The sequence below is a fragment of the Variovorax sp. P5_A3 genome (genome assembly GCF_056400665.1).
On sequence record NZ_JBFUKW010000023.1, the window covers coordinates 38,590 to 57,002 of the forward strand.

The 18,413-nt window shown below is 66.9% G+C and carries 19 protein-coding genes; 14 read left to right on the forward strand and 5 right to left on the reverse strand.

Going from position 1 to position 18,413, the window contains the following annotated elements:
- Positions 1-24: 24 nt before the first annotated feature.
- Together AC1D3B_RS27400 and AC1D3B_RS27405 are read right to left on the reverse strand one after the other, a co-directional pair.
- Entirely contained in the window at positions 25-918 is an 894-nt protein-coding gene (locus AC1D3B_RS27400) for a dioxygenase family protein (RefSeq protein WP_478193821.1), read from the reverse strand.
- A gap of 78 nt (positions 919-996) precedes the next feature.
- Positions 997-1,623, reverse strand: coding sequence for an ATP-binding protein (locus AC1D3B_RS27405; RefSeq protein WP_478193822.1), 627 nt, complete (start codon positions 1,621-1,623; stop codon positions 997-999).
- Positions 1,624-1,879: 256 nt separating this feature from the next.
- Between AC1D3B_RS27405 and AC1D3B_RS27410 the strand changes: the two genes are divergently transcribed.
- The 5 genes from AC1D3B_RS27410 to AC1D3B_RS27430 are packed head-to-tail and all read left to right on the forward strand — an operon-like array spanning position 1,880 to position 6,596.
- The gene (locus tag AC1D3B_RS27410) at positions 1,880-2,095 is read left to right on the forward strand and encodes a DUF3311 domain-containing protein (RefSeq protein ID WP_478193823.1); all 216 of its coding nucleotides are present in this window, start codon (positions 1,880-1,882) and stop codon (positions 2,093-2,095) included.
- Positions 2,092-3,567 (forward strand): sodium:solute symporter family protein, encoded by a 1,476-nt coding sequence (locus AC1D3B_RS27415; RefSeq protein ID WP_478193824.1) that lies wholly within the window; start codon positions 2,092-2,094, stop codon positions 3,565-3,567. Before AC1D3B_RS27410 ends, AC1D3B_RS27415 begins: the two co-directional genes overlap by 4 nt.
- Before the next feature lie 37 nt (positions 3,568-3,604).
- A complete protein-coding gene (locus AC1D3B_RS27420; protein ID WP_478193825.1) occupies positions 3,605-4,816 on the forward strand; it encodes an amidohydrolase family protein in 1,212 nt (403 codons plus the stop codon).
- Positions 4,813-6,084 (forward strand): cyanate transporter, encoded by a 1,272-nt coding sequence (locus tag AC1D3B_RS27425; RefSeq protein WP_478193826.1) that lies wholly within the window; start codon positions 4,813-4,815, stop codon positions 6,082-6,084. Before AC1D3B_RS27420 ends, AC1D3B_RS27425 begins: the two co-directional genes overlap by 4 nt.
- A 20-nt stretch (positions 6,085-6,104) precedes the next feature.
- Entirely contained in the window at positions 6,105-6,596 is a 492-nt protein-coding gene (locus AC1D3B_RS27430; RefSeq protein WP_478193827.1) for a nucleoside deaminase, read from the forward strand.
- Between the two features lie 39 nt (positions 6,597-6,635).
- On the opposite strand, the gene aqpZ is transcribed toward AC1D3B_RS27430, so the two are convergent.
- Both aqpZ and AC1D3B_RS27440 read right to left on the reverse strand, forming a co-directional pair.
- Entirely contained in the window at positions 6,636-7,355 is a 720-nt protein-coding gene (aqpZ, locus tag AC1D3B_RS27435) for an aquaporin Z (protein WP_478193828.1), read from the reverse strand.
- A 14-nt stretch (positions 7,356-7,369) separates the two neighbouring features.
- Positions 7,370-8,194 carry a hypothetical protein gene (locus AC1D3B_RS27440; RefSeq protein ID WP_478193829.1) on the reverse strand — a complete coding sequence of 275 codons (825 nt, stop codon included), beginning with the start codon at positions 8,192-8,194 and terminating at the stop codon, positions 7,370-7,372.
- 263 nt (positions 8,195-8,457) lie between these two features.
- Here AC1D3B_RS27440 and AC1D3B_RS27445 point away from each other — a divergent pair, with 263 nt between their 5' ends.
- Positions 8,458-9,366 (forward strand): ketopantoate reductase family protein, encoded by a 909-nt coding sequence (locus AC1D3B_RS27445; protein ID WP_478193830.1) that lies wholly within the window; start codon positions 8,458-8,460, stop codon positions 9,364-9,366.
- Positions 9,367-9,384: 18 nt separating this feature from the next.
- On the opposite strand, the gene AC1D3B_RS27450 is transcribed toward AC1D3B_RS27445, so the two are convergent.
- Positions 9,385-10,950 (reverse strand): SidA/IucD/PvdA family monooxygenase, encoded by a 1,566-nt coding sequence (locus AC1D3B_RS27450; RefSeq protein WP_478193831.1) that lies wholly within the window; start codon positions 10,948-10,950, stop codon positions 9,385-9,387.
- A gap of 21 nt (positions 10,951-10,971) precedes the next feature.
- Between AC1D3B_RS27450 and AC1D3B_RS27455 the strand changes: the two genes are divergently transcribed.
- The 8 genes from AC1D3B_RS27455 to dksA all read left to right on the forward strand — a co-directional run bounded on the left by AC1D3B_RS27455 (position 10,972) and on the right by dksA (position 18,395).
- Positions 10,972-11,607 carry a DsbA family protein gene (locus AC1D3B_RS27455; protein ID WP_478193832.1) on the forward strand — a complete coding sequence of 212 codons (636 nt, stop codon included), beginning with the start codon at positions 10,972-10,974 and terminating at the stop codon, positions 11,605-11,607.
- A 28-nt stretch (positions 11,608-11,635) separates the two neighbouring features.
- On the forward strand, positions 11,636-12,511 hold the full coding sequence (gene dapF, locus AC1D3B_RS27460; RefSeq protein ID WP_478193833.1) for a diaminopimelate epimerase: 876 nt from the start codon (positions 11,636-11,638) through the stop codon (positions 12,509-12,511).
- A complete protein-coding gene (locus AC1D3B_RS27465; protein ID WP_478193834.1) occupies positions 12,508-13,197 on the forward strand; it encodes a DUF484 family protein in 690 nt (229 codons plus the stop codon). Before dapF ends, AC1D3B_RS27465 begins: the two co-directional genes overlap by 4 nt.
- A complete protein-coding gene (locus AC1D3B_RS27470) occupies positions 13,194-13,799 on the forward strand; it encodes a YdcF family protein (protein WP_478193835.1) in 606 nt (201 codons plus the stop codon). The genes AC1D3B_RS27465 and AC1D3B_RS27470 overlap by 4 nt, the downstream gene beginning before the upstream one ends.
- Before the next feature lie 114 nt (positions 13,800-13,913).
- A complete protein-coding gene (locus AC1D3B_RS27475) occupies positions 13,914-14,906 on the forward strand; it encodes a tyrosine recombinase XerC (protein ID WP_478193931.1) in 993 nt (330 codons plus the stop codon).
- Positions 14,903-16,105: a class I SAM-dependent rRNA methyltransferase gene (locus tag AC1D3B_RS27480; protein WP_478193836.1), complete on the forward strand. Its 1,203-nt coding sequence runs from the start codon at positions 14,903-14,905 to the stop codon at positions 16,103-16,105. The genes AC1D3B_RS27475 and AC1D3B_RS27480 overlap by 4 nt, the downstream gene beginning before the upstream one ends.
- Before the next feature lie 83 nt (positions 16,106-16,188).
- Positions 16,189-17,235 (forward strand): CobW family GTP-binding protein, encoded by a 1,047-nt coding sequence (locus AC1D3B_RS27485; protein WP_478193837.1) that lies wholly within the window; start codon positions 16,189-16,191, stop codon positions 17,233-17,235.
- A 488-nt stretch (positions 17,236-17,723) separates the two neighbouring features.
- Positions 17,724-18,395, forward strand: a complete 672-nt coding sequence (dksA, locus tag AC1D3B_RS27490; protein WP_478193838.1) for an RNA polymerase-binding protein DksA — start codon at positions 17,724-17,726, stop codon at positions 18,393-18,395.
- The last annotated feature ends 18 nt before the right edge of the window (positions 18,396-18,413 follow it).

The window sequence follows — 18,413 nt, forward strand, 5'->3', positions numbered from 1 at the left end:
GGCATGCCCCCGAGGGACCGACGGCTAGACGGCGATCGCGATGGTGATGTTCGCGCTATAGCCGCTGTCCGCGTCGCCGCTGAAGTTCACCATTTCGAGCGAGGTGCCGTCGCTGAACACGTTGTCCGTCGCGAAGCTGATCGCGTTCAGGTTCGCCACGCTCTGCGAATAGCCCGCGGCGTTGTTGTAGATGGCGCGCAGCGTCTCGGTCGGGAAGGCGAGCTGCGTGGTCTTGACCTTGCTCCCCGACGACTTGGCGTTCGAAAGGCTCGGGTAGATCTCCAGGTGCATGTGCGGCATGCGGCCCGCATAGCAGCCGGGGACGACCGTCTTGAAGCCGACCGTGCCATTCGCGTCCGTCTCCTGCACGCCGCGCAGGTGGTTGTCGCTCAGGCTTTGCGTGGTGTAGACCGAGTAGGTGCCTTCGCGGGTGCAGTGCCACAGGTAGATGGCGTAGCCTGCGAGCGGCGCGCAACTGGTCTTCGTGTTGGTGAGCGTGACCGTGATCGTCAAGGGCGCGCCAGCGACCTGCGCCGTGCGGCCGATGTTCGTCCGGATGTCCGAGCGGACGATGCCGTCGAGGGCGAGCACGTTGTAGGTGCTGTTGCTTGCGTTCGAGCCGTCGGCGGGATAGGGGCCCGCGGTTTCCTCGGGCACGACCTGACAGCCGCTGGTGCTGGTGCTGGTGCTGGTGCTGGTGCTCGTGTCCGCGGCGGCCGCCGTCGCAGTGGCGGTCGTGGTGGCGGTCGTTGCCGCGGTGCTCGTGCCGGAGAACAGGATCGGAGCCAGCGTCGATGTGGCTGAGGTTCCCGAGCTCCCGCCACCACCGCATCCGCTGAAAGCGACCACGCCCAGCGAGCCGAGTGCGCCCAGCACGTGGCGCCGTGCGCCGTCGGGCCGGGATAAAGCCTTTGCCATGTTGATTTCTCCTGCGCGAAATGCGCACTGCGCCGACTGTGCTTGGCGATCTGGGAGAAAACGTGGAAGGCGGAAGGCCTAGAGCGCTGGCGGTGCGCCGCGGCCCGTACGGACGCCCTGCAGCGGCAGCCGCAGCGTGATGCCCAGACGCCCGAGCGGCGACGGGGCCGCGTAGATGCGGCCCCGATGCTCTCCCACGATCTGCGTGCAGAGCGCGACGCTTGCGATCGAATCGCTGTCGCCCCCCGACCGTGCGACGCGTGCGGATGCCGCATCGAAGCATCGCGCGAGACGCGAGTCGTCCGCGCCGGGCGCGCTGTCCATGAAGTTGACGACGGCTTGCGTGCCATCGATGCGGCCCAGTACACGCAGGGTGCTGCCGGCCTTCATGGCGCGACAAGCCAGTTCGACGATGTTCGCGAAGACTTCCTGCATCCCGGACCGGTCGAGCAGTACCGGCAGCGGATCGGCTGAAAACTTCAGCTCCAGCGCCATGCCGGCCTCGTGGAGCCGGTCTCTCAGGGATCCGGACATCTGGTGCAGAAGCTGCCGGATATCGGCCTGGCTGCATGGTCGCGAGGTGGAGGCGATGGATTCCGGACGCGGGTTGCTGCGCGCGCTGTCGCTGTTCTGCTTCAGGAGGCGCCACAGCACGGTCAGCAGGATGGTGACGAAGACGGCAATGGCGATTCGGGCTGGGTTCATGCAGGTGAGGAGTGGTTGCGAAGAGTCGCATTAATCCCTGTCGCCGCCGCCCGCGCAACAGCTCCCGCGCAAGGCGTCGGGCCTTCAACATCTCTCCCAGATCCGGTCGCATTGCCATGGATTCCGGCCTGTCGCCTAGGTATTAACGCGAGATTGACCTTCTGCGTGGTCGACCATAACATCTAGTTTGGTTAACCAAACTGTATTTATCAGGTTGACCATCAAATCCAACCCTACACAGACAGCGAGGTCTCGAATGAACCCCGTCAAATGGCTGGCCTTGTTGCCGGTGATTGCCTTTTTCAGCGGCGGATGGCTTTCCGCCTACGCGCCGACCTTCGTGCTGGGCCTGCCCTTTCTCATGGTCTGGAACGTGAGCTGGCTGGTCCTGACCTCGCTGATCATGGTCGTCATCGACCGCAGCGAGGGCGACCTCGACGCCGCCGATGCGGCGACAGGAGACGCACGATGAACGCCGCATTGCTGATCATTGCCCTGTTCGTCGTCGGCGCGCTCGTGCTGGCCGTGCTCGCGCGCCGCGGGCGGAAGATGAGCCTCGAGCAGTGGGCGCTCGGCGGGCGCGGCCTCGGCGCGCTCATGGTGTTCCTGCTGATGGCGGGCGAGTCCTTCTCAACCTTCACCTTCCTCGGTGCCAGCGGCTGGTCGTACAGCAAGGGCGCGCCGGCCTTCTACATCCTGGCCTACGGCGGCCTGGCCTACCTGCTGGCGTTCTGGATGCTGCCGGCCATCTGGCGCTACGCGACGGCGCACAAGCTGGTGTCGTTCTCGGACTTCTTCGCGAGCAAGTACGACAGCCGGGCGCTGGGCGTGCTCGTGTCCATCGTGGCGCTGATGGGCATGGTGGCGCTGCTCACCATCCAGTTGCGCGGGCTCGGCATCATCGTGTCCGAGGCTTCGTACGGCACGATCGCGCCACAGGTCTCGATCTGGATCGGCGCCATCGTGATGGTGTCGTACATCCTGGTCTCGGGCGTCCACGGCTCGGCGAGCATCGCGATCGTCAAGGACTTCATGATCCTCGCGCTGGCGATCTTCCTGGGCGTCTACCTGCCGCTTCACTACTACGGCGGCGTGACGCCGATGTTCACCGCCATCCACAGCGCGAATCCCGAGTTCTTCCAGTTTCCCAAGGAGGGGCTGAACCTCACCTGGTACAACTCGACGATCCTGCTCACGGCGCTGGGCTACTACCTGTACCCGTTCAACCTGACGTCGGTGTATGCGGCCAAGAGCGCGAGCGCTGTGCGTCGCAACACGATGCTGATGCCGCTGTACCAGATCGTCATCGCCTTCCTGTTCCTGGTCGGCTTCGCGGCCATCCTCAAGGTGCCGGGGCTCAAGGGCGCGGAGATCGACCTCGCGCTGTTCGGCCTGGCCAAGGCCACCTTCGATCCGTGGTTCGTCGGCATCATCGGCGGAACGGGCGTGCTCACCGCGTTGGTGCCCGGCGCCATGATCCTGCTGACCGCCTCCACGGTCATCGGCAAGAACGTCTACAAGGAAGGCTTCGTGCCGCGCGCCACCGACCGCCAGGTCTCGATGGTCGCGCGGGGCGTGCTGCCGGTCTTTGCGCTGGTGGCGGTGTACTTCGTGTTGCGGGGCGGCGGCACCATCGTGTCGGTCGCGATCTTCGCTTCGAGCCTGCTGACGCAGTTGCTTCCGTCGCTGCTGTTCAGCATCCTGCCGCGACCCTTCGGCACCAAGCAGGCCGCATTCGCGGGCATCCTCTCGGGTGGTGCGGTGCTGGGCTACACGATGATCGCCGGCACCACGCTCGCGCAGATGTTCCCTGACGCACCGGCGGTCTTCAAATCGCTCAATATCGGGCTGGTGGCCCTGGCGACCAATGCGCTGGTCTTTACCGTCGTGACGCTCCTCGGCCGGCGGCCTGCGGCGCAGCGCGTCGCTGCGGTGCCGGCCTGATCCGGCGATCCGAAGCAGTTCCTCATCGAAGCTTTCCATGTCTCATTCCTCTTCGCTCCTCATTCGCAATGTCCGTCCCCTGGGCGGCGCTCCGGTCGACGTGCTGGTGCAAGGCGGCCGGCTCGCCGCGCTCGGTGCGGCGTTGCAGCCGACGGGCGACTGTGCGGTGGAGGACGGCCGGGGTGCATTGCTCCTTCCCGGCCTTGTCGAAGGCCACACGCATCTGGACAAGACGATGTGGGGCATGGAGTGGTACCGCAACGAGGTCGGCACGCGACTGATCGACAAGATCGACAACGAGCGCGCCTTCCGCGAGCAGAGCCGCCATGACGCAGGCACCCAGTCGCTTGCGCTGGCGAAGGCCTTTCTCGCGCTGGGCACCACGCGGTTGCGCACGCACGTGGACGTCGATACGCAAGCCGGGCTCCGCCATCTCGAAGGTGTAAAGCGCACGCGCGAGACGCTGCGCGAAGTGCAGCAGATCCAGATCGTGGCCTTCCCCCAATCTGGCTTGCTGCAGCGTCCGGGCACGGCGGAACTGCTCGACCAGGCGATGGCGCAGGGCGCGGACGTGCTCGGCGGGCTCGACCCCTGCGCGATCGACGGTGACCCGGTGCGCTCGCTGGACACGCTCTTCGGCATTGCCGATCGCCACGCCTGTCCGATCGACATCCACCTGCACGAGCCGGGTGCCATGGGCGCTTTCTCGCTCGAACTGATCCTGGAGCGCGCGGCAGCGCTCGGCATGCACGGTCGCGTCGCGATCAGCCATGGCTTCTGCCTGGGCGAACTGCCGGAACGCGAGCGCGACGTCCTGCTCGCGCGCATGGCGAAGTTGGGGATGGTGCTGATCACCAGCGCGCCGCCTTCGCGCATCGTGCCGCCGCTCGCGGCCTGTCGACAAGCCGGCGTGACGGTGCTGGGCGGCAACGACGGCATTCGCGACACCTGGTCGCCTTACGGCAATCCCGACATGCTGGAGCGCGCCATGCTCATCGGCCTGCGCTACAACCTGCGCCGCGACGAGGAACTGGAAGTGGCGCTCGATTGCGTCACGCATGCCGGCGCCCGTGGCTGCGGCTTCGAGTCCTACGGGCTGGTGCCGGGCAGTCGGGCGGATCTCGTGCTACTGGACGCTCAGACGGTCGCTCATGCCGTGGTGGCCCGTCCGCCGCGGCGTCTCGTCGTGGCGGGTGGGCGTGTCGTCGCACGCGACGGGGTGCTGCTGCCGGAGGCCGTGCCAGCGTGATTCAACCCGGCAAGGCCCGGCCGGGCGAGGGCGGCCTGGGCCTGGCACTCGTGATCGTGCTGGTGGCGCTCAATCTGCGCGCCTTTCTTACTTCGACCAGTCCGCTGCTCGACGACATCCGCAGCGCCACGGGCCTGGGCTTTCATGGGGCGTCGATGCTCACCGTGCTTCCCATGCTGGCGATGGGGGCGATGTCGCTGATCGGCGTTGCAGTCGGTCAGCGGCTGGGTCATCGCGCGGGCATTCTCGTGGGCCTGGCGACCATCGCGCTGGCATGTGCAAGCCGCTTCATCGCGAACGACGTGTGGCTGCTGATGGGCACAGCCGCGCTGGCGGGCATCGGCGTGGGACTGGTGCAGGCGCTGATGCCGGCAGTCATCAAGCGTGCCTATCCGATGCGGATGGGCGTGGCGATGGGCCTCTACTCGGCCGCGCTCATGGGAGGCGGCGGGCTGGGCGCCATGGGCAGCCCGTGGATCGCACGACTCAGCGGCGACTGGCAGGCAGGGCTTGCCGCGTGGGCGCTGCCTGCGGTGCTCGCGGCGCTGGCGTGGTCGCGCTTGGAGCGCTCGGACCCGGATGGCGTTCGCGGCATGCGCGCGGACGCGCCATGGCTGCGCTGCTTCGGCAACCGGCGTGCCTGGTTGCTGGCCACGTACTTCGGCCTGATCAACGGGGGCTACACCAGCCTGGTCGCGTGGCTGCCCCATTTCTATGCGCAGCAAGGCTGGAGTGCCGAGCGGGCCGGCTTCATGCTGGCGCTGATGACTGCAGCCCAATTGATCGCGGCACTGACGATGCCCGCACTTGCGCGCGGTCGGAGGGATCTCCGGCCCTGGCTCGTCTTGACATTGCTGGCCCAACTCGCAGGCTTTGCAGGGCTGTTGTTCAACACACAGCCGGCAGTGGCCGTCGTGGTGCTGCTGGGCTTCGGCCTGGGCGGCGCCTTCTCCTTGTGCATGGTCCTGGCGCTCGATCACTTGCCTGATCCGACGCAAGCGGGCACCCTTGCCGCGTTCATGCAAGGGTTGGGCTTCATGATTGCGGCGCTGGCGCCCTTCGTCACGGGATGGGTGCGCGAGCACAGCGACAGTTTCGCCTATGCGTGGGCCTACCTGGCCGCCGTCGTCGTGCTGTTGCTGCCGTTGACCTTGTGTTTGAACCCGCGTCTCTACGCACGGGCGACGGCGGGACTTTTCGGCCCGCGAAAGCACGCGACATCGGCAGCGAACGGACGGGTGCCGGGCGCTCCCGCCGTCATCGAATGATCGAGAAAGAAGGAACGACGATGTACCAGGAAGAATTCATGCAGCGCGCCATCGCGCTGTCGGCCCAGGCGCTGGACACGCCGGGCACGGAGCCCTTCGGCGCCGTGGTCGTGAAGGACGGCCAGATCGTGGGCGAAGGCTTCAATCACTCCGTGGCCCATTTCGACCCCACGTCGCATGGCGAGGTCGAGGCCATTCGCGATGCCTGTCGCAACCTGAAGAGCGTCGACCTGGGTGGTTGCGACCTCTACACATCGTGCGAGCCGTGCGCGCTGTGCGTGGCCGCGATGCGGATCGTGGGCATCGGCAAGCTCTATTACGCTGCGTCGTTCGCGCAGTCCGGCGAGGCGTTCGCGGGAGTGTCCGTGGAGGCGCGGCACCCGATCGACGTGGAAGAACTGCGTGCCGAGGCGGGCGCACCGCTCGCCGGGCGTGCCATGCCTTCGGAGCAAAAACTCGACTGCGCGGCGGTCGAGGTCCTGGAGGCCTGGGCGGCAGGCCGGCGCGTCTAGCGCGACAGCCCGCGAGGTCCCCGTGTCAGGCAGTCAGGTTCAGGCGGCCTGTGCCGCGACGCGCGGCTCGGACAACGCCAGGCGATAGACCACGGCGCCGATGACCGCGCCGAGAAGCGGCGCCGCCCAGAACATCCACAACTGATCGATGGCCCACTGCGGTGCGAAGAGCGCCGGACCGGTGCTCCGCGCGGGATTGACCGATGTGTTCGTTACCGGGATCGAAACCAGGTGGATCAGCGTGAGGCACAGCCCGATCGTGAGACCTGCGAAGGCGTTGGAGGCGCGCTTGGCGGTGGCGCCCAGGATCACGATCAGGAAGAACGCGGTCATCACCACCTCGCAGGCCAGCGCGGCAGCCATGGAGTATTGCCCGGGCGAATGGGCGCCGAAGCCGTTGGAGGCAAAACCGCCGAGGTCGACGCCGGGCTTGCCGGATGCGATGAAGTAAAGGACAGCCGCGGCGACGCATGCGCCCGCCACCTGCGCCACCACGTAGCCCGGGAGTTTGCCGGCCGGCATGCGGCCGGCGACCACGAGGCCGAGCGAGACCGCCGGGTTGAAGTGGCCGCCGGACACAGGGCCGAATGCATAGGCGCCGGTCACCACGGTCAGTCCGAAGGCGAGCGAGACGCCGAGCAGGCCGATGCCCAGTTCGGGAAAGGCGGCGGCGAGCACTGCGCTGCCGCAGCCGCCGAAGGTGAGCCAGAAGGTGCCGAGGAACTCGGCGGACCAGATCTTGAAGTTGTTGTGTTGCATGGGAGGCTTTCGATTCAGTTGTAGGAAAGGAGCGTTGACAGAGGGGACCGGGTGGCGGGAAGAGGCCGCTCGGCACGCGTCAGCTGATAGCCGGCGTGAGGATAGGTTTCAAGCGTCCAGCCATGCAAGCCGCGCAATTTGAGAGCGGAACGCACGTCCTTGATGACGGAACCGATGTTGTCGATGCGGTACAGGACGTGTCCGCGTTCGCCGGAGGGCAGCATCAGGCGCAGGGCCGCCCTGGTAACCCTCTGGTCGGCGTTGAAGAACAACTCGAGGGCGACATCGAAGGCGACGGGGTCCAGTCGCGTTTCGCGCCTTTCGAAGGCGACGACGCGGGTGAAAGGGTCGAAGGAATAGTCGTCCCACACGAGACGCGAGCGCACGGTTTCGAACCCATTGGCTGCCAGGAATGAAAGGATCAAGCCGTGCAGGTCACTGAAGAAGCGTGCCGATACGGTGTCTGAACCGCCGTGCGCCGGGACAGGCTGGAGTCGCACGCTGAGCATTGGCAAGTGCGGCCCGACCACGTTTCGGACGCCTTCGAGGACGGGGTTCCCCTCGTCGTCTTTCTCCGGCAGGTCGCCGAGCAGGAGGAGGTCGAGGGTCCTCGCGCCTTTGCCCATTGCGCTGAGCTCGTCGAGGCTCGTGAACACGAGGGGCGCGTAACCCTGCGAGCGCAGCGCACGACGCATGTATTCGCGTGCACGAACGGTGGAGGCAAGTACACCCGCGCGCCGGGTTGCGGCAAGACGAGACATGACGAAAAAGGGTTCCCTGATCTGCCGCGCATGCATGTGCACGACATGACGTGATGTTGAAAGAATGGGTCTGAACAATGACAAAAGCCGTCAATTGACGGCTTTTCGGATCGCGTGACAACGGCCGCAAAGTTTAAGGTTGGCCTCGGTTTGAGTGGGCTGAGCCGAATCCTGAAATCTCTTGAAATCAGTCTGAGATCTCCTGAGCGAGAAGGCTGGGACCTTCGAAGGTCATTGGGACCGTGAAATCATGGGCGCCCCAATTCGTCAAGCCTGCGAAAGAGCCAATCCATGACAGCCAAGCCGATGAAAGTCCCTGGTCCCGACCGAGCGAGGCAGTCATGAAGATCGCAGTGATGGGCGCCGGTGCGGTGGGCTGCTTCTATGGCGGCATGCTGGCGCGTGCCGGCCATTCGGTGACGCTGATCGGCAGGCCGCAGCACGTCGAGGCGGTCCGGCGCGATGGCCTGCTGCTCGACACGCAGACCTTCAAGGCGCATGTGTCGATGCAGGCGAGCACCGATGCCAGCGCGGTGGAGGGCGCGGAAGTCGTGTTCTTCTGCGTCAAGTCCACCGACACCGAGGGTGCCGGCATGGAGATCCGACCTCATCTCATGCCGGATGCGCTCTTGATCACGCTGCAGAACGGCGTCGACAACGCCGAGCGATTGCAGGCGCTCGTGCCGCAGGAGGTCGCCGCGGCGGTGGTCTACGTGGCCACCGAGATGGCGGGTCCCGGCCACGTCAGGCACCACGGACGCGGCGAACTGGTCATCGCGCCCTCGAAATCCAGCGAGCGGGTCGCCGCGATGCTCGCGGAAGCGGGCGTGCCGACGCAGATTTCCGACAACGTCGTCGGATCGCTGTGGGCCAAGCTGATCATCAACTGCGCCTACAACGCGCTGTCGGCCATTTCGCAGCTTCCCTATGGCCGCGTCGTGCAAGGCGTTGGCGTCGAAGCCGTGATGCGCGATGTGGTGCGGGAATGTCTCGCCGTCGCCGAGGCGGGCGGCGTGACCGTGCCTGGCGACACCTGGCAGGCGGTGGAGCGCATCGTGCAGACCATGCCCGCGCAGTTTTCATCCACGGCGCAGGACCTGGCGCGCGGCAAGCGCAGCGAGATCGACCACCTCAATGGCTACGTGATACGCAAGGGCGAGGCATTGGGCGTGTCGACGCCGGTCAATCGCACGCTCTACGCGTTGGTGAAGCTGATCGAGGATCGCCAGGCGCACGCCGCGGCGCAGTGATCGCCGGGCGTCGCGACGTCAGTCGGGCCGCTGGTCCGCCACGTACCAGCGGGTGGCGATGAGCTCGGGCTCCTCGTGTGCCTGCAGGCGATCCCAGTGCCGGTCGGCGTCTTCCACGAAAAGGTCTCGCGCGATCGCCTGCGCGAGCCGGGTGGCGCCGATGGCCAGCCCGGGAATGTCCCCTGCCAGTGCCCCGTGGCTCATCGTGGCGCCCCAGTTGAAGAGGCGCATGCGCGCCAGCGCCCCGGCCTGCGGGCCGGCCGGGTCCGCGCTGCGCAGCTCGAAGCCCGCGCCCAGGTAGGGAAAGCGCGCCGGCTCCGGGTGATGCCCTGCTTCGGTCGGCGAGACGTGATTGGCCCACGTGTCGATCTGCGTCGTGTAGGGCGCGATCTCGGGTCGGTCGAGCAGGTCGACGTCGAAGCCGGTGCCGAAGATCACGGCATCGAAGCGCTCGCTGCCGCCGTTGGGCAGGGTGACGGCGACGCCGTCCTCGTCGGGTGCGACGTCGTCCCAGGGCGTGCCCAGACGCAGCTCAAAGGCGTCGTGCGCGTCGCAGCGCCGCACCGTTTCCCAGGGCGGCGGCACCTGCTCGTCGAAGATATAGGTGTAGACGCGCCATTTGCGCGGATCGTCGAGCCCCTCGAAACCCCGCAGGAAGCCATGGCTCGACGCGGCCTTGCTCTTGTTGACCTGCGGCAGTTGCGTGCGGCGCGCGAACAGCGTCACCTTTGCGGCACCGGCTTCGAGCGCGCAGGCCGCGTTGTCGAAGGCCGACGCTCCGGCGCCGAGGACGGCGATGCGCTGGCCCTCCCAGGCCGCGAAGTCGATCGGATCGGCGGAATGGAACACGCGGCCCGCAGCGAGCGGGTCGCCGCGCCGCAATGACGGAAACGCCGGCCAGCGCGGCGCGCCGCTTCCGTCCCGCCCCAGCGCCAGCACGAGCTGTCGTGTGCGCACGGTCTCGCGCCGGCCTTGGGCATCTTCGATGTCGATCAGCAGCAGTCGGCCATCGTCGGCGTGCGAGACCGAGCGCAGCGATACGCCGTTTTCGATCGGCAGCCCGACGGTGTCGCGCACCCACAGCAGGTAGTCGCGCCAATCGACGCGTCCGATCTTGTGCAGCGCCTGCCAGCCCGGCGTGCCTTCGATGGGGCTTTCGCTGCCTTCGCCGTGCTGGGCCTCGTACCAGGCGCGGAAGCTCAACGATGGCACGCCCAGCTCCGGACCGCCGACATGCTTGGGGCTGCGCAGGGTCAGCATGCGCGCATAGGTGCCCCAGGGGCCTTCCTCTCCGCGTGCGGCCCGATCGATGACCCGGATGTTCGTGATGCCTTCGCGGCGCAGTGCGTAGGCGGCGGTCTGCCCGCACATGCCGGCACCGGCGACCAGCACGTCGAGCACGGGCGCGTCGGCCGTCGACGATTCGGCGGGCAGCGCCCACGCGGGCGGCGGCACGTTGATGCGTTCGAGGTCGGCGCGCGCCTGGATCGCCAGGCGTTCGAGCGCCGCGGTGTCGCGCGGGCTCGCGATGAATTGCAGTGGCACCGGGGGCAGTGCGTCGGGATGGAAGTCTTCGGAAGCCATCGCCTGAAGATAATCCAGAACATGATCGCTCTCGACTGCTACTACAGCCTCTCTTCGCCCTGGGCCTACCTCGGCGGCCCGCAATTGCAGGACATCGTGCGCCGCCACCATGTGCAGCTCACGCTCAAGCCCTACGACTTCCAGGCCGTGGTCCCGCAGACCGGGGGCATCCCGCTCAAGACCCGGCCGGAGCCGCGCCGCACCTATCATGCGCTCGAACTTGCGCGCTGGCGGGATCACCTCGGCATGCCGCTCAATCTCGAGCCGGCCCACTATCCAAAGGGAGCGGCTATCGATGTCAACTGGAACAAGTACCCCGGCTGGATGGTGATCGCCGCGCAATTGCAGGGGCTCGACGCGCTGCCGCTCTCGCATGCGCTGCTGCGCGCGCTGTGGGCGGAGGATCGTGACACCTCCGATGCGTCCGTGCGCATCGCCGTGGCGGACGAGAACGGCTACGACGGCCCTGCGCTGCAGGCGCTGGAGCAGCTGCCGGAAACGCAGGCCGTCTATCGCGCGAACAGCGCCGAGGCGGTGGAAAAGGGCGTGTTCGGCGCGCCGACCTTCATCCTGGACGGCGAGCGCTTCTGGGGCCAGGACCGCTTGCCCTTCCTCGACCGTGCGCTGGACCGACTCAGGGTCGCGCGCGGCGCGTAGCGCGTCGGGCGCAGCGGATAATCCCACGATGCGAATCCGCTTCACCAAGATGCAAGGCGCCGGCAACGACTTCGTCGTGCTGGACGAAACACGCGGCACGCTCGGCCTCGACGCCGCGCAATACCGCTTCCTGGCCGACCGCCATTTCGGCGTGGGCGCCGACCAGATCCTCACCGTGCGGCCTTCGCCAGGCGAGGGCATCGATTTCCAGTACGTCATCCACAACGCCGACGGCGGCGAGGTCGAGCAGTGCGGCAATGGGGCGCGCTGCTTCATGCGCTTCGTGCGCGAGCAGGGCCTGACGCCCAAGGACACGGTGCGTGTGCAGACCCTCTCCGGCGTGATCGAGCCGCGCATGGGCGCCGACGGCCGTGTGACGGTCGACATGGGCGCGCCGATCTTCGAACCCGCCCGCGTGCCTTTCGACACCGCCGGGCTCGATCCGCAGCCCGAAGGCGCCTGGGAGAAGTGGCACCTGGCGATGGGCACCCGCGCCGGCACGGCCATCGTGTCGGTGGCCGTGCTGTCGATGGGCAATCCGCACGCGGTGCAGATCGTCGACGACGTCGACACCGCGCCGGTCGAAACCCAAGGGCCGCTCATCGAGCACCATCCGCGCTTTCCGCAGCGGGTCAATGCCGGCTTCATGCAGGTGGTCGACCGCAGGCACGTGCGTCTGCGCGTGTTCGAGCGCGGCGCCGGCGAAACGCTGGCCTGTGGAACGGGCGCGTGCGCGGCCGTGGTCGCGGGCATCCGGCTCGGCCTGCTCGACCAGCGGGTCGACGTCCAGACGCGCGGCGGTCTCCTCACCATCGAATGGGCCGGCGACGGCGCGCCGGTGCTGATGACGGGCCCCGCCGTCACCGTGTTCGAAGGCGACATCGAGGTCCCGGACCAGCCATGAATCATTACAACCAGAACGCCATGAATCCCATCACCGAAGACGATATCGCCAACTACCTGTCGAACACGCCCGACTTCTTCGAGCGGCACGCGCAGTTGCTGGCGCAGGTGCAACTCACCAGTCCGCACGGCAATCGCGCCGTGAGCCTGCAGGAGCGGCAGGCTGAGATGCTGCGCGAGAAGATCAAGGCGCTGGAGCACCGCGTGATGGACATGGTGCGCCACGGCACCGAGAACGTGGTCACGGCCGACCGGCTGCAGCGGTGGACGCGCGGACTGTTGACGGCGCGCGACCCGCGGGCGCTGCCGACGCAAATCGCGTCCCAGCTCCAGACCCTGTTCCTCGTGCCGCAGACCGCGATCAAGATCTGGGATTGCGACAGCGCCTACCAGGACGAGTCCTATGCCCAGTGGGTCAGCGACGACGTCAAGGCGCTGGCCACGTCGTTGACCGCGCCCTATTGCGGCCTGAACGCCGGCTTCGAGGCCGCCAACTGGCTGCCCGAGCCGCACGCCGCCGTGTCGATTGCACTGATCCCGCTGCGGCCCGAGGCCGACGCGCCCGCATTCGGCCTGCTGGTGCTCGCATCGCCCGACGCCCAGCGCTTCAATCCCGAAATGGGGACCGACTTCCTCGAGCGCATTGCCGAACTCGCCTCGGGCGCTCTCTCGCGGCTGCGGTCTTGAGGCCTGTTGTCCGGCGCTGGGTCGTGGGCGCGCTGCTCGTCCTCTTGCTGGGGTACGCGGCGATCCACATCACGATCTGGCGACACGGATTGCAGCTTCTGGCGCATCCGCCCGAGCGCGATGCCGACGCGGCGCTGATCCTCGGCAATCGCGCGTACCGCGATGGCAAGCCCAATCCCTGCCTGACGGGCCGCGTCGACGCCGGGATTGCCCTGGCGAACGCGGGCCGCGTGAAAGGCCTCTTGCTGAGCGGCGGGGTCGACTGGGAAGACGGCCGCATCGAGGCCGAAGTGATGGAGCGCCACGCGCGAATGTCGGGCTTCACGGGGCCGTTGATGTTGGAGCCGGTGTCTTCATCGACGCGCGAGAACCTCTCGATGTCGCGCGCCCTGCTGGAGGCCGCGGGCGTGAAGAGCGTGATCATCGTCACCGAGCCCTATCACCTGTGGCGGACCGAACGCCTGGCGCGTGCGTCGGGATTCGATCGTGCCTTCGACGTGCAATATGCCGCTGCATCCACTTCGTGCTGGGAGCGCTGGGGCATGGCATTCAAGGGCGCTTTGCGCGAGCCGCTGGCGATCGTGAAGAATGAGATCTTCTAGTACTCCCCCAGGCTTGCCCACTGCGTGTGGCCTCCTACCCCCTCGCCGGGGGCAATACCGGCGGACCGGCGGAGCCGGATCCGCGGTATTTCTGGAAGGGGCAAGACGGTGAGTTTGGAGTTGATTGAGCGCTATTTGGAGCACGTTCGGGTGGAGCGGCGGCTGGCTGCGCGCACCGTTGAGCTTTACTCCATTCATTTGAAGACGCTGGCCGAGAAGGCTGCGGCTGCGGGCGTTGCGCTGGACAAGGTGCAGACCGCCCATGTCCGGCGCTGGATGGCGCAGTTGCACAGTGCGGGGCGCGAGTCGCGCGGGATTGCGCTGGTGTTGTCGTGCTGGCGCAGCTTCTACCGGTGGCTGGGCAACGAGGGGCTGGTGGTGGCGAACCCCGTGCAGGACGTTCATGCGCCGAAGGCGGGGCGGCCACTGCCGAAAGCACTGGCGGTGGACGAGGCCGTGCAGCTCGCCGATCTACACGACGCCGAGGCCGATCCGTGGGCGGAGGCGCGGGATCGCGCGATCGTGGAGTTGCTCTACGGCTGCGGCTTGCGGGTCGGCGAGCTGACGGGGCTGGACGCGCGCGCCAGCAGCACCGCGCGCGGCTGGGTCGACCTCGATGCCGGCGAAGCCAATGTGCTGGGCAAGGGGAGCAAGCGGCGCGTCGTGCCGCTCGGCGCCAAGGCGGCGGAGGCCCTTCAGGCGTGGCTGGCGGTGCGGGACGACTGTCCGGCGCTCGGCGCCGCGCGGCTGCGCGACCCCGAAAGCGCAGCGGCGCTCTTCATCGGTCGCAACGGCACGCGTTTTTCAGCGCATTCCGTGTGGACCCAGTTGCGCCGGCGCAGCCTGAAGGCGGGGCTGGCAGCGCCGGTGCACCCGCACATGCTGCGCCATTCGTTTGCGAGCCACATCCTGCAATCCAGCAGCGACCTGCGCGCGGTGCAGGAGTTGCTGGGCCACGCCAACATCTCGACCACGCAGGTCTACACGCGGCTGGATTTCCAGCATCTCGCCAAGGCCTACGACGCCGCGCATCCGCGCGCGCAAGCCCGCGACGAGGCACCACCGATCGGCGAGACCCTCCGAAGGAACAAAAGCAGGAACCCATGAAGCAACTCCGACTCCGGCCCGGGAAGGAGCGCTCGCTGCTGCGGCGCCACCCGTGGGTCTTCGAATCCGCGATCGCCAAGGGCGGTGGCGATGCGGGCGAAACGGTGCGCATCGAGTCCGACGAGGGCAAGTTCCTGGCCTGGGCCGCGTTCAGTCCGCATTCCAAGATCCGCGCCCGTGCGTGGAGCTTCGACGAGAAGCAGCGTATCGACGCCGCGTTCCTGACGGCGCGGGTCAAGAGCGCGGTCGAGGCGCGGTCGCTGTTCGACCTGCAGAGCGACGGGGTCCGTCTCGTCCACGGGGAGGCCGATGGCCTGCCGGGCCTGATCGTCGACCGCTATGGCGACACGCTGGTGGCGCAATTTCTCTCGGCGGGTGTCGAGCGCTGGAAGGCGGTGCTCGCCGATGCGCTGCTTGCTGCGACCGGGCTCGACAAGCTCTACGAGCGATCCGACGCCAGCGGCAGGGAGCGCGAGGGGCTGAAGCCAGTGACAGGCTGGCTGCGCGGAACCGGACCGACCGAAATTACCATCCGCGAGCACGACTGGCGGCTCACGCTGGATGTCGCGACCGGCCACAAGACCGGCTTCTACCTGGACCAGCGCGACAGCCGGCAGCGATTCGCCGAACTGGCCGAGCGTCGGCGATTCAGGCGTGTGCTGAACTGCTTCTGCTATACGGGCGGCTTCACCGTCGCTGCACTGGCCGGGCTGAAGGCGGCCGGGGCGGTGGAGGGTGCGGAACTGGTCTCCATCGATTCATCGCAGCCCGCGCTGGAACGGGCCCGTGCCCATGTGGCGCTGAACGGCTTCGAAGGCGCCCGCGCGGAATTCCTCGACGCCGACGTCAACGCCACGCTGCGCCGATTCGTCGAGGAAGGCCGCAGTTTCGACGCCATCGTGCTCGATCCGCCGAAGTTCGCGCCGACGGTGGCCCATGCCGAACGCGCCGCTCGGGCCTACAAGGATCTCAACCGGCAGGCCTTCAAGCTGCTCGCGCCGGGCGGGCATCTGCTGACCTTTTCGTGCTCCGGCGGGATCGGTGCAGACCTGTTCCACAAGATCGTGGCTTCCGCGGGCATCGACGCGGGTGTCGACGGCTACATCACCGAGCGACTCGGCGCGGCGCCTGACCATCCCATGACCATCGAGTTTCCCGAGGGCGAGTACTTGAAAGGCCTCGTCGTGGTGCGCAAGTAGCGTTTGACCTTGTCGCTGCGTTGCCGCGGCGCCGTGGCTAAACTTCCCGCCCTTCCCCCGATTCCTGATCTCCGGAGCATTCCATGGCCCTCATTCCCGCCACCATCCTCACCGGCTTCCTCGGCTCCGGCAAGACGACCCTCCTCAAGCGCATCCTGAGCGAGGCGCACGGCCAGAAGATCGCGGTGATCGAGAACGAATTCGGCGAGGAGAACATCGACAACGACATCCTCGTCACCGAATCGAAGGAGCAGATCGTCCAGATGAGCAACGGTTGCATCTGTTGCACGATCCGCGAGGACCTGCGCGAGGCGCTGCAACTGCTGGCCGCCAAGAAGCGCAAGGGGCTGCTCGACTTCGACCGCGTGGTGATCGAGACCACCGGGCTGGCCGATCCGGGCCCCGTGGCCCAGACCTTCTTCATGGACGACGAGATCGCCGAGAGCTACCTGCTGGACTCGATCCTCACGCTGGTGGATGCCAAGCACGCGCCCCAGCAACTCAACGACCGGCAGGAGGCCCGTCGCCAAGTCGGCTTCGCGGACCAGATCTTCATCAGCAAGACCGACCTGGTCGCAGGCGACGAGACCGAGGCGCTGATCCACCGCCTGAAGCACATGAACCCGCGCGCCCCGCAGCAGAAAGTGCACTTCGGCGAAGTGCCTCTGAAGGACGTGTTCGACCTGCGCGGTTTCAACCTCAACGCCAAGCTCGACATCGACCCGGACTTCCTCAAGGAGGAAGACGAGCACGACCATGACCATGTGCATGGCGAGGACTGCGACCACCCGTCGCACGCCCACGAGGGGCACGGCCACCACCATCACCATGACGATGACGTGAAGAGCTTCGTCTATCGCTCCGACCGGGCCTTCGACCCGGCGCGCCTCGAGGACTTCCTCGGTGCGATCGTCAACATCTATGGTCCGCGGATGCTGCGCTACAAGGGCGTCCTTCACATGCAGGGCACCGAGCGCAAGGTGATTTTCCAGGGCGTTCACCAGCTCATGGGCAGCGACCTCGGCCCCGCCTGGGGGCCCGACGAAAAGCGCAACAGCCGCATGGTATTCATCGGCATCGACCTGCCGCGCGAGATCCTGGAACAGGGTCTCGACCAGTGTCTCGTCTGATTCCCCGGGCGACTTGACTTCTCTATACAATCGCGCGCCTGTTGCGGAGGCATGCTCCGTTTCGCTTTAACGACGAAGTGTGGCTTCCGCGTGGGACGGAGTGCGTTTCCGGGCTGAATTCGGGGGTATAACCCCGGGGTTCGCCATCGGCGAGCACCCTGACAACATGGGCTCCGCGAGGCCGCAAGGCCCCGTGGGTTCCATGGGGAAGACACCCATTGAATGTGCGTTCGAGTTCGTCGAAGGAGCCAGTCACTGTGAAGAAGCCTGCCGCCAAAGCCCAGCCCGCGCCGAAACCGGCCGTCAAGAAGACGTCGGTTGCCAGGCAGGTTGTGCCCGCGGCGAAGAAGGTTTCCACCGCAAAGTCCGTCCAGCCCGCTGCGCCATCAAAGGCTCCTGCCACGAGCAAGGCCAAGGTGGAGACTGCGAGTGCCCTGTCATCCAAACCGGCCGGCCCCCATGCCGAGCCACCTGCACCATCGACTCCCATGAAAAAAACGGCTGCCGCCTCTTCCTCCGCCACGGCGACACCTGCTGCAACCGCCACGACGACCACGCCTGCACCCGCACGCGGCGGACGCGTGTCGCGGCTGTCGCAGTTGACCGTGCCCTCCATGCCGCAATCGGTGGCTTCCACCGCGGCCAAATCGAGCTTCGTGCAGATCACCTCGAACGCCCTGGTGCCTCCGCCGCCGGTCGCGGTCAAGAAAGACCCGAAGCTCGCCAACAACTGGAAGGCCAAATCGGCCGAAGAGCTCACCGACGCCGAAGTCATCGCGATGCCGGATTCGGAGTACATGAACGACAAGCAGATGGCGTTCTTCCGCCTGAAGCTGCAGGAACTCAAGCGCGGCATCCTCGAGAACGCCGGCGAGACGACCGAGCACCTGCGTGAAGACACCGTGGTCGTGCCGGACCCGGCCGATCGCGCCACCATCGAGGAAGAGCACGCACTCGAACTGCGCACGCGCGACCGCGAACGCAAGCTCTTGAAGAAGATCGAGCAGTCGATCCAGCGCATCGATGCGGGCGACTACGGCTATTGCGACGAAACCGGCGAACCCATCGGCGTCGGCCGCCTTCTGGCCCGCCCGACGGCCACGCTGTCGCTGGAGGCCCAGCAGCGACGCGAACTCAAGCAGAAGATGTTCGGAGATTGATCCTGACATCGACACGGG

Bases quoted from the DNA above. Each gene is read 5' to 3' on its own strand.
- AC1D3B_RS27400 (WP_478193821.1), bottom strand. From the start codon at position 918: ATGGCAAAGGCTTTATCCCGGCCCGACGGCGCACGGCGCCACGTGCTG.
- AC1D3B_RS27405 (WP_478193822.1), bottom strand. From the start codon at position 1,623: ATGAACCCAGCCCGAATCGCCATTGCCGTCTTCGTCACCATCCTGCTG.
- AC1D3B_RS27410 (WP_478193823.1), top strand. From the start codon at position 1,880: ATGAACCCCGTCAAATGGCTGGCCTTGTTGCCGGTGATTGCCTTTTTC.
- AC1D3B_RS27415 (WP_478193824.1), top strand. From the start codon at position 2,092: ATGAACGCCGCATTGCTGATCATTGCCCTGTTCGTCGTCGGCGCGCTC.
- AC1D3B_RS27420 (WP_478193825.1), top strand. From the start codon at position 3,605: ATGTCTCATTCCTCTTCGCTCCTCATTCGCAATGTCCGTCCCCTGGGC.
- AC1D3B_RS27430 (WP_478193827.1), top strand. From the start codon at position 6,105: ATGTACCAGGAAGAATTCATGCAGCGCGCCATCGCGCTGTCGGCCCAG.
- aqpZ (WP_478193828.1), bottom strand. From the start codon at position 7,355: ATGCAACACAACAACTTCAAGATCTGGTCCGCCGAGTTCCTCGGCACC.
- AC1D3B_RS27445 (WP_478193830.1), top strand. From the start codon at position 8,458: ATGAAGATCGCAGTGATGGGCGCCGGTGCGGTGGGCTGCTTCTATGGC.
- AC1D3B_RS27450 (WP_478193831.1), bottom strand. From the start codon at position 10,950: ATGGCTTCCGAAGACTTCCATCCCGACGCACTGCCCCCGGTGCCACTG.
- AC1D3B_RS27455 (WP_478193832.1), top strand. From the start codon at position 10,972: ATGATCGCTCTCGACTGCTACTACAGCCTCTCTTCGCCCTGGGCCTAC.
- dapF (WP_478193833.1), top strand. From the start codon at position 11,636: ATGCGAATCCGCTTCACCAAGATGCAAGGCGCCGGCAACGACTTCGTC.
- AC1D3B_RS27465 (WP_478193834.1), top strand. From the start codon at position 12,508: ATGAATCATTACAACCAGAACGCCATGAATCCCATCACCGAAGACGAT.
- AC1D3B_RS27480 (WP_478193836.1), top strand. From the start codon at position 14,903: ATGAAGCAACTCCGACTCCGGCCCGGGAAGGAGCGCTCGCTGCTGCGG.
- AC1D3B_RS27485 (WP_478193837.1), top strand. From the start codon at position 16,189: ATGGCCCTCATTCCCGCCACCATCCTCACCGGCTTCCTCGGCTCCGGC.
- dksA (WP_478193838.1), top strand. From the start codon at position 17,724: ATGAAAAAAACGGCTGCCGCCTCTTCCTCCGCCACGGCGACACCTGCT.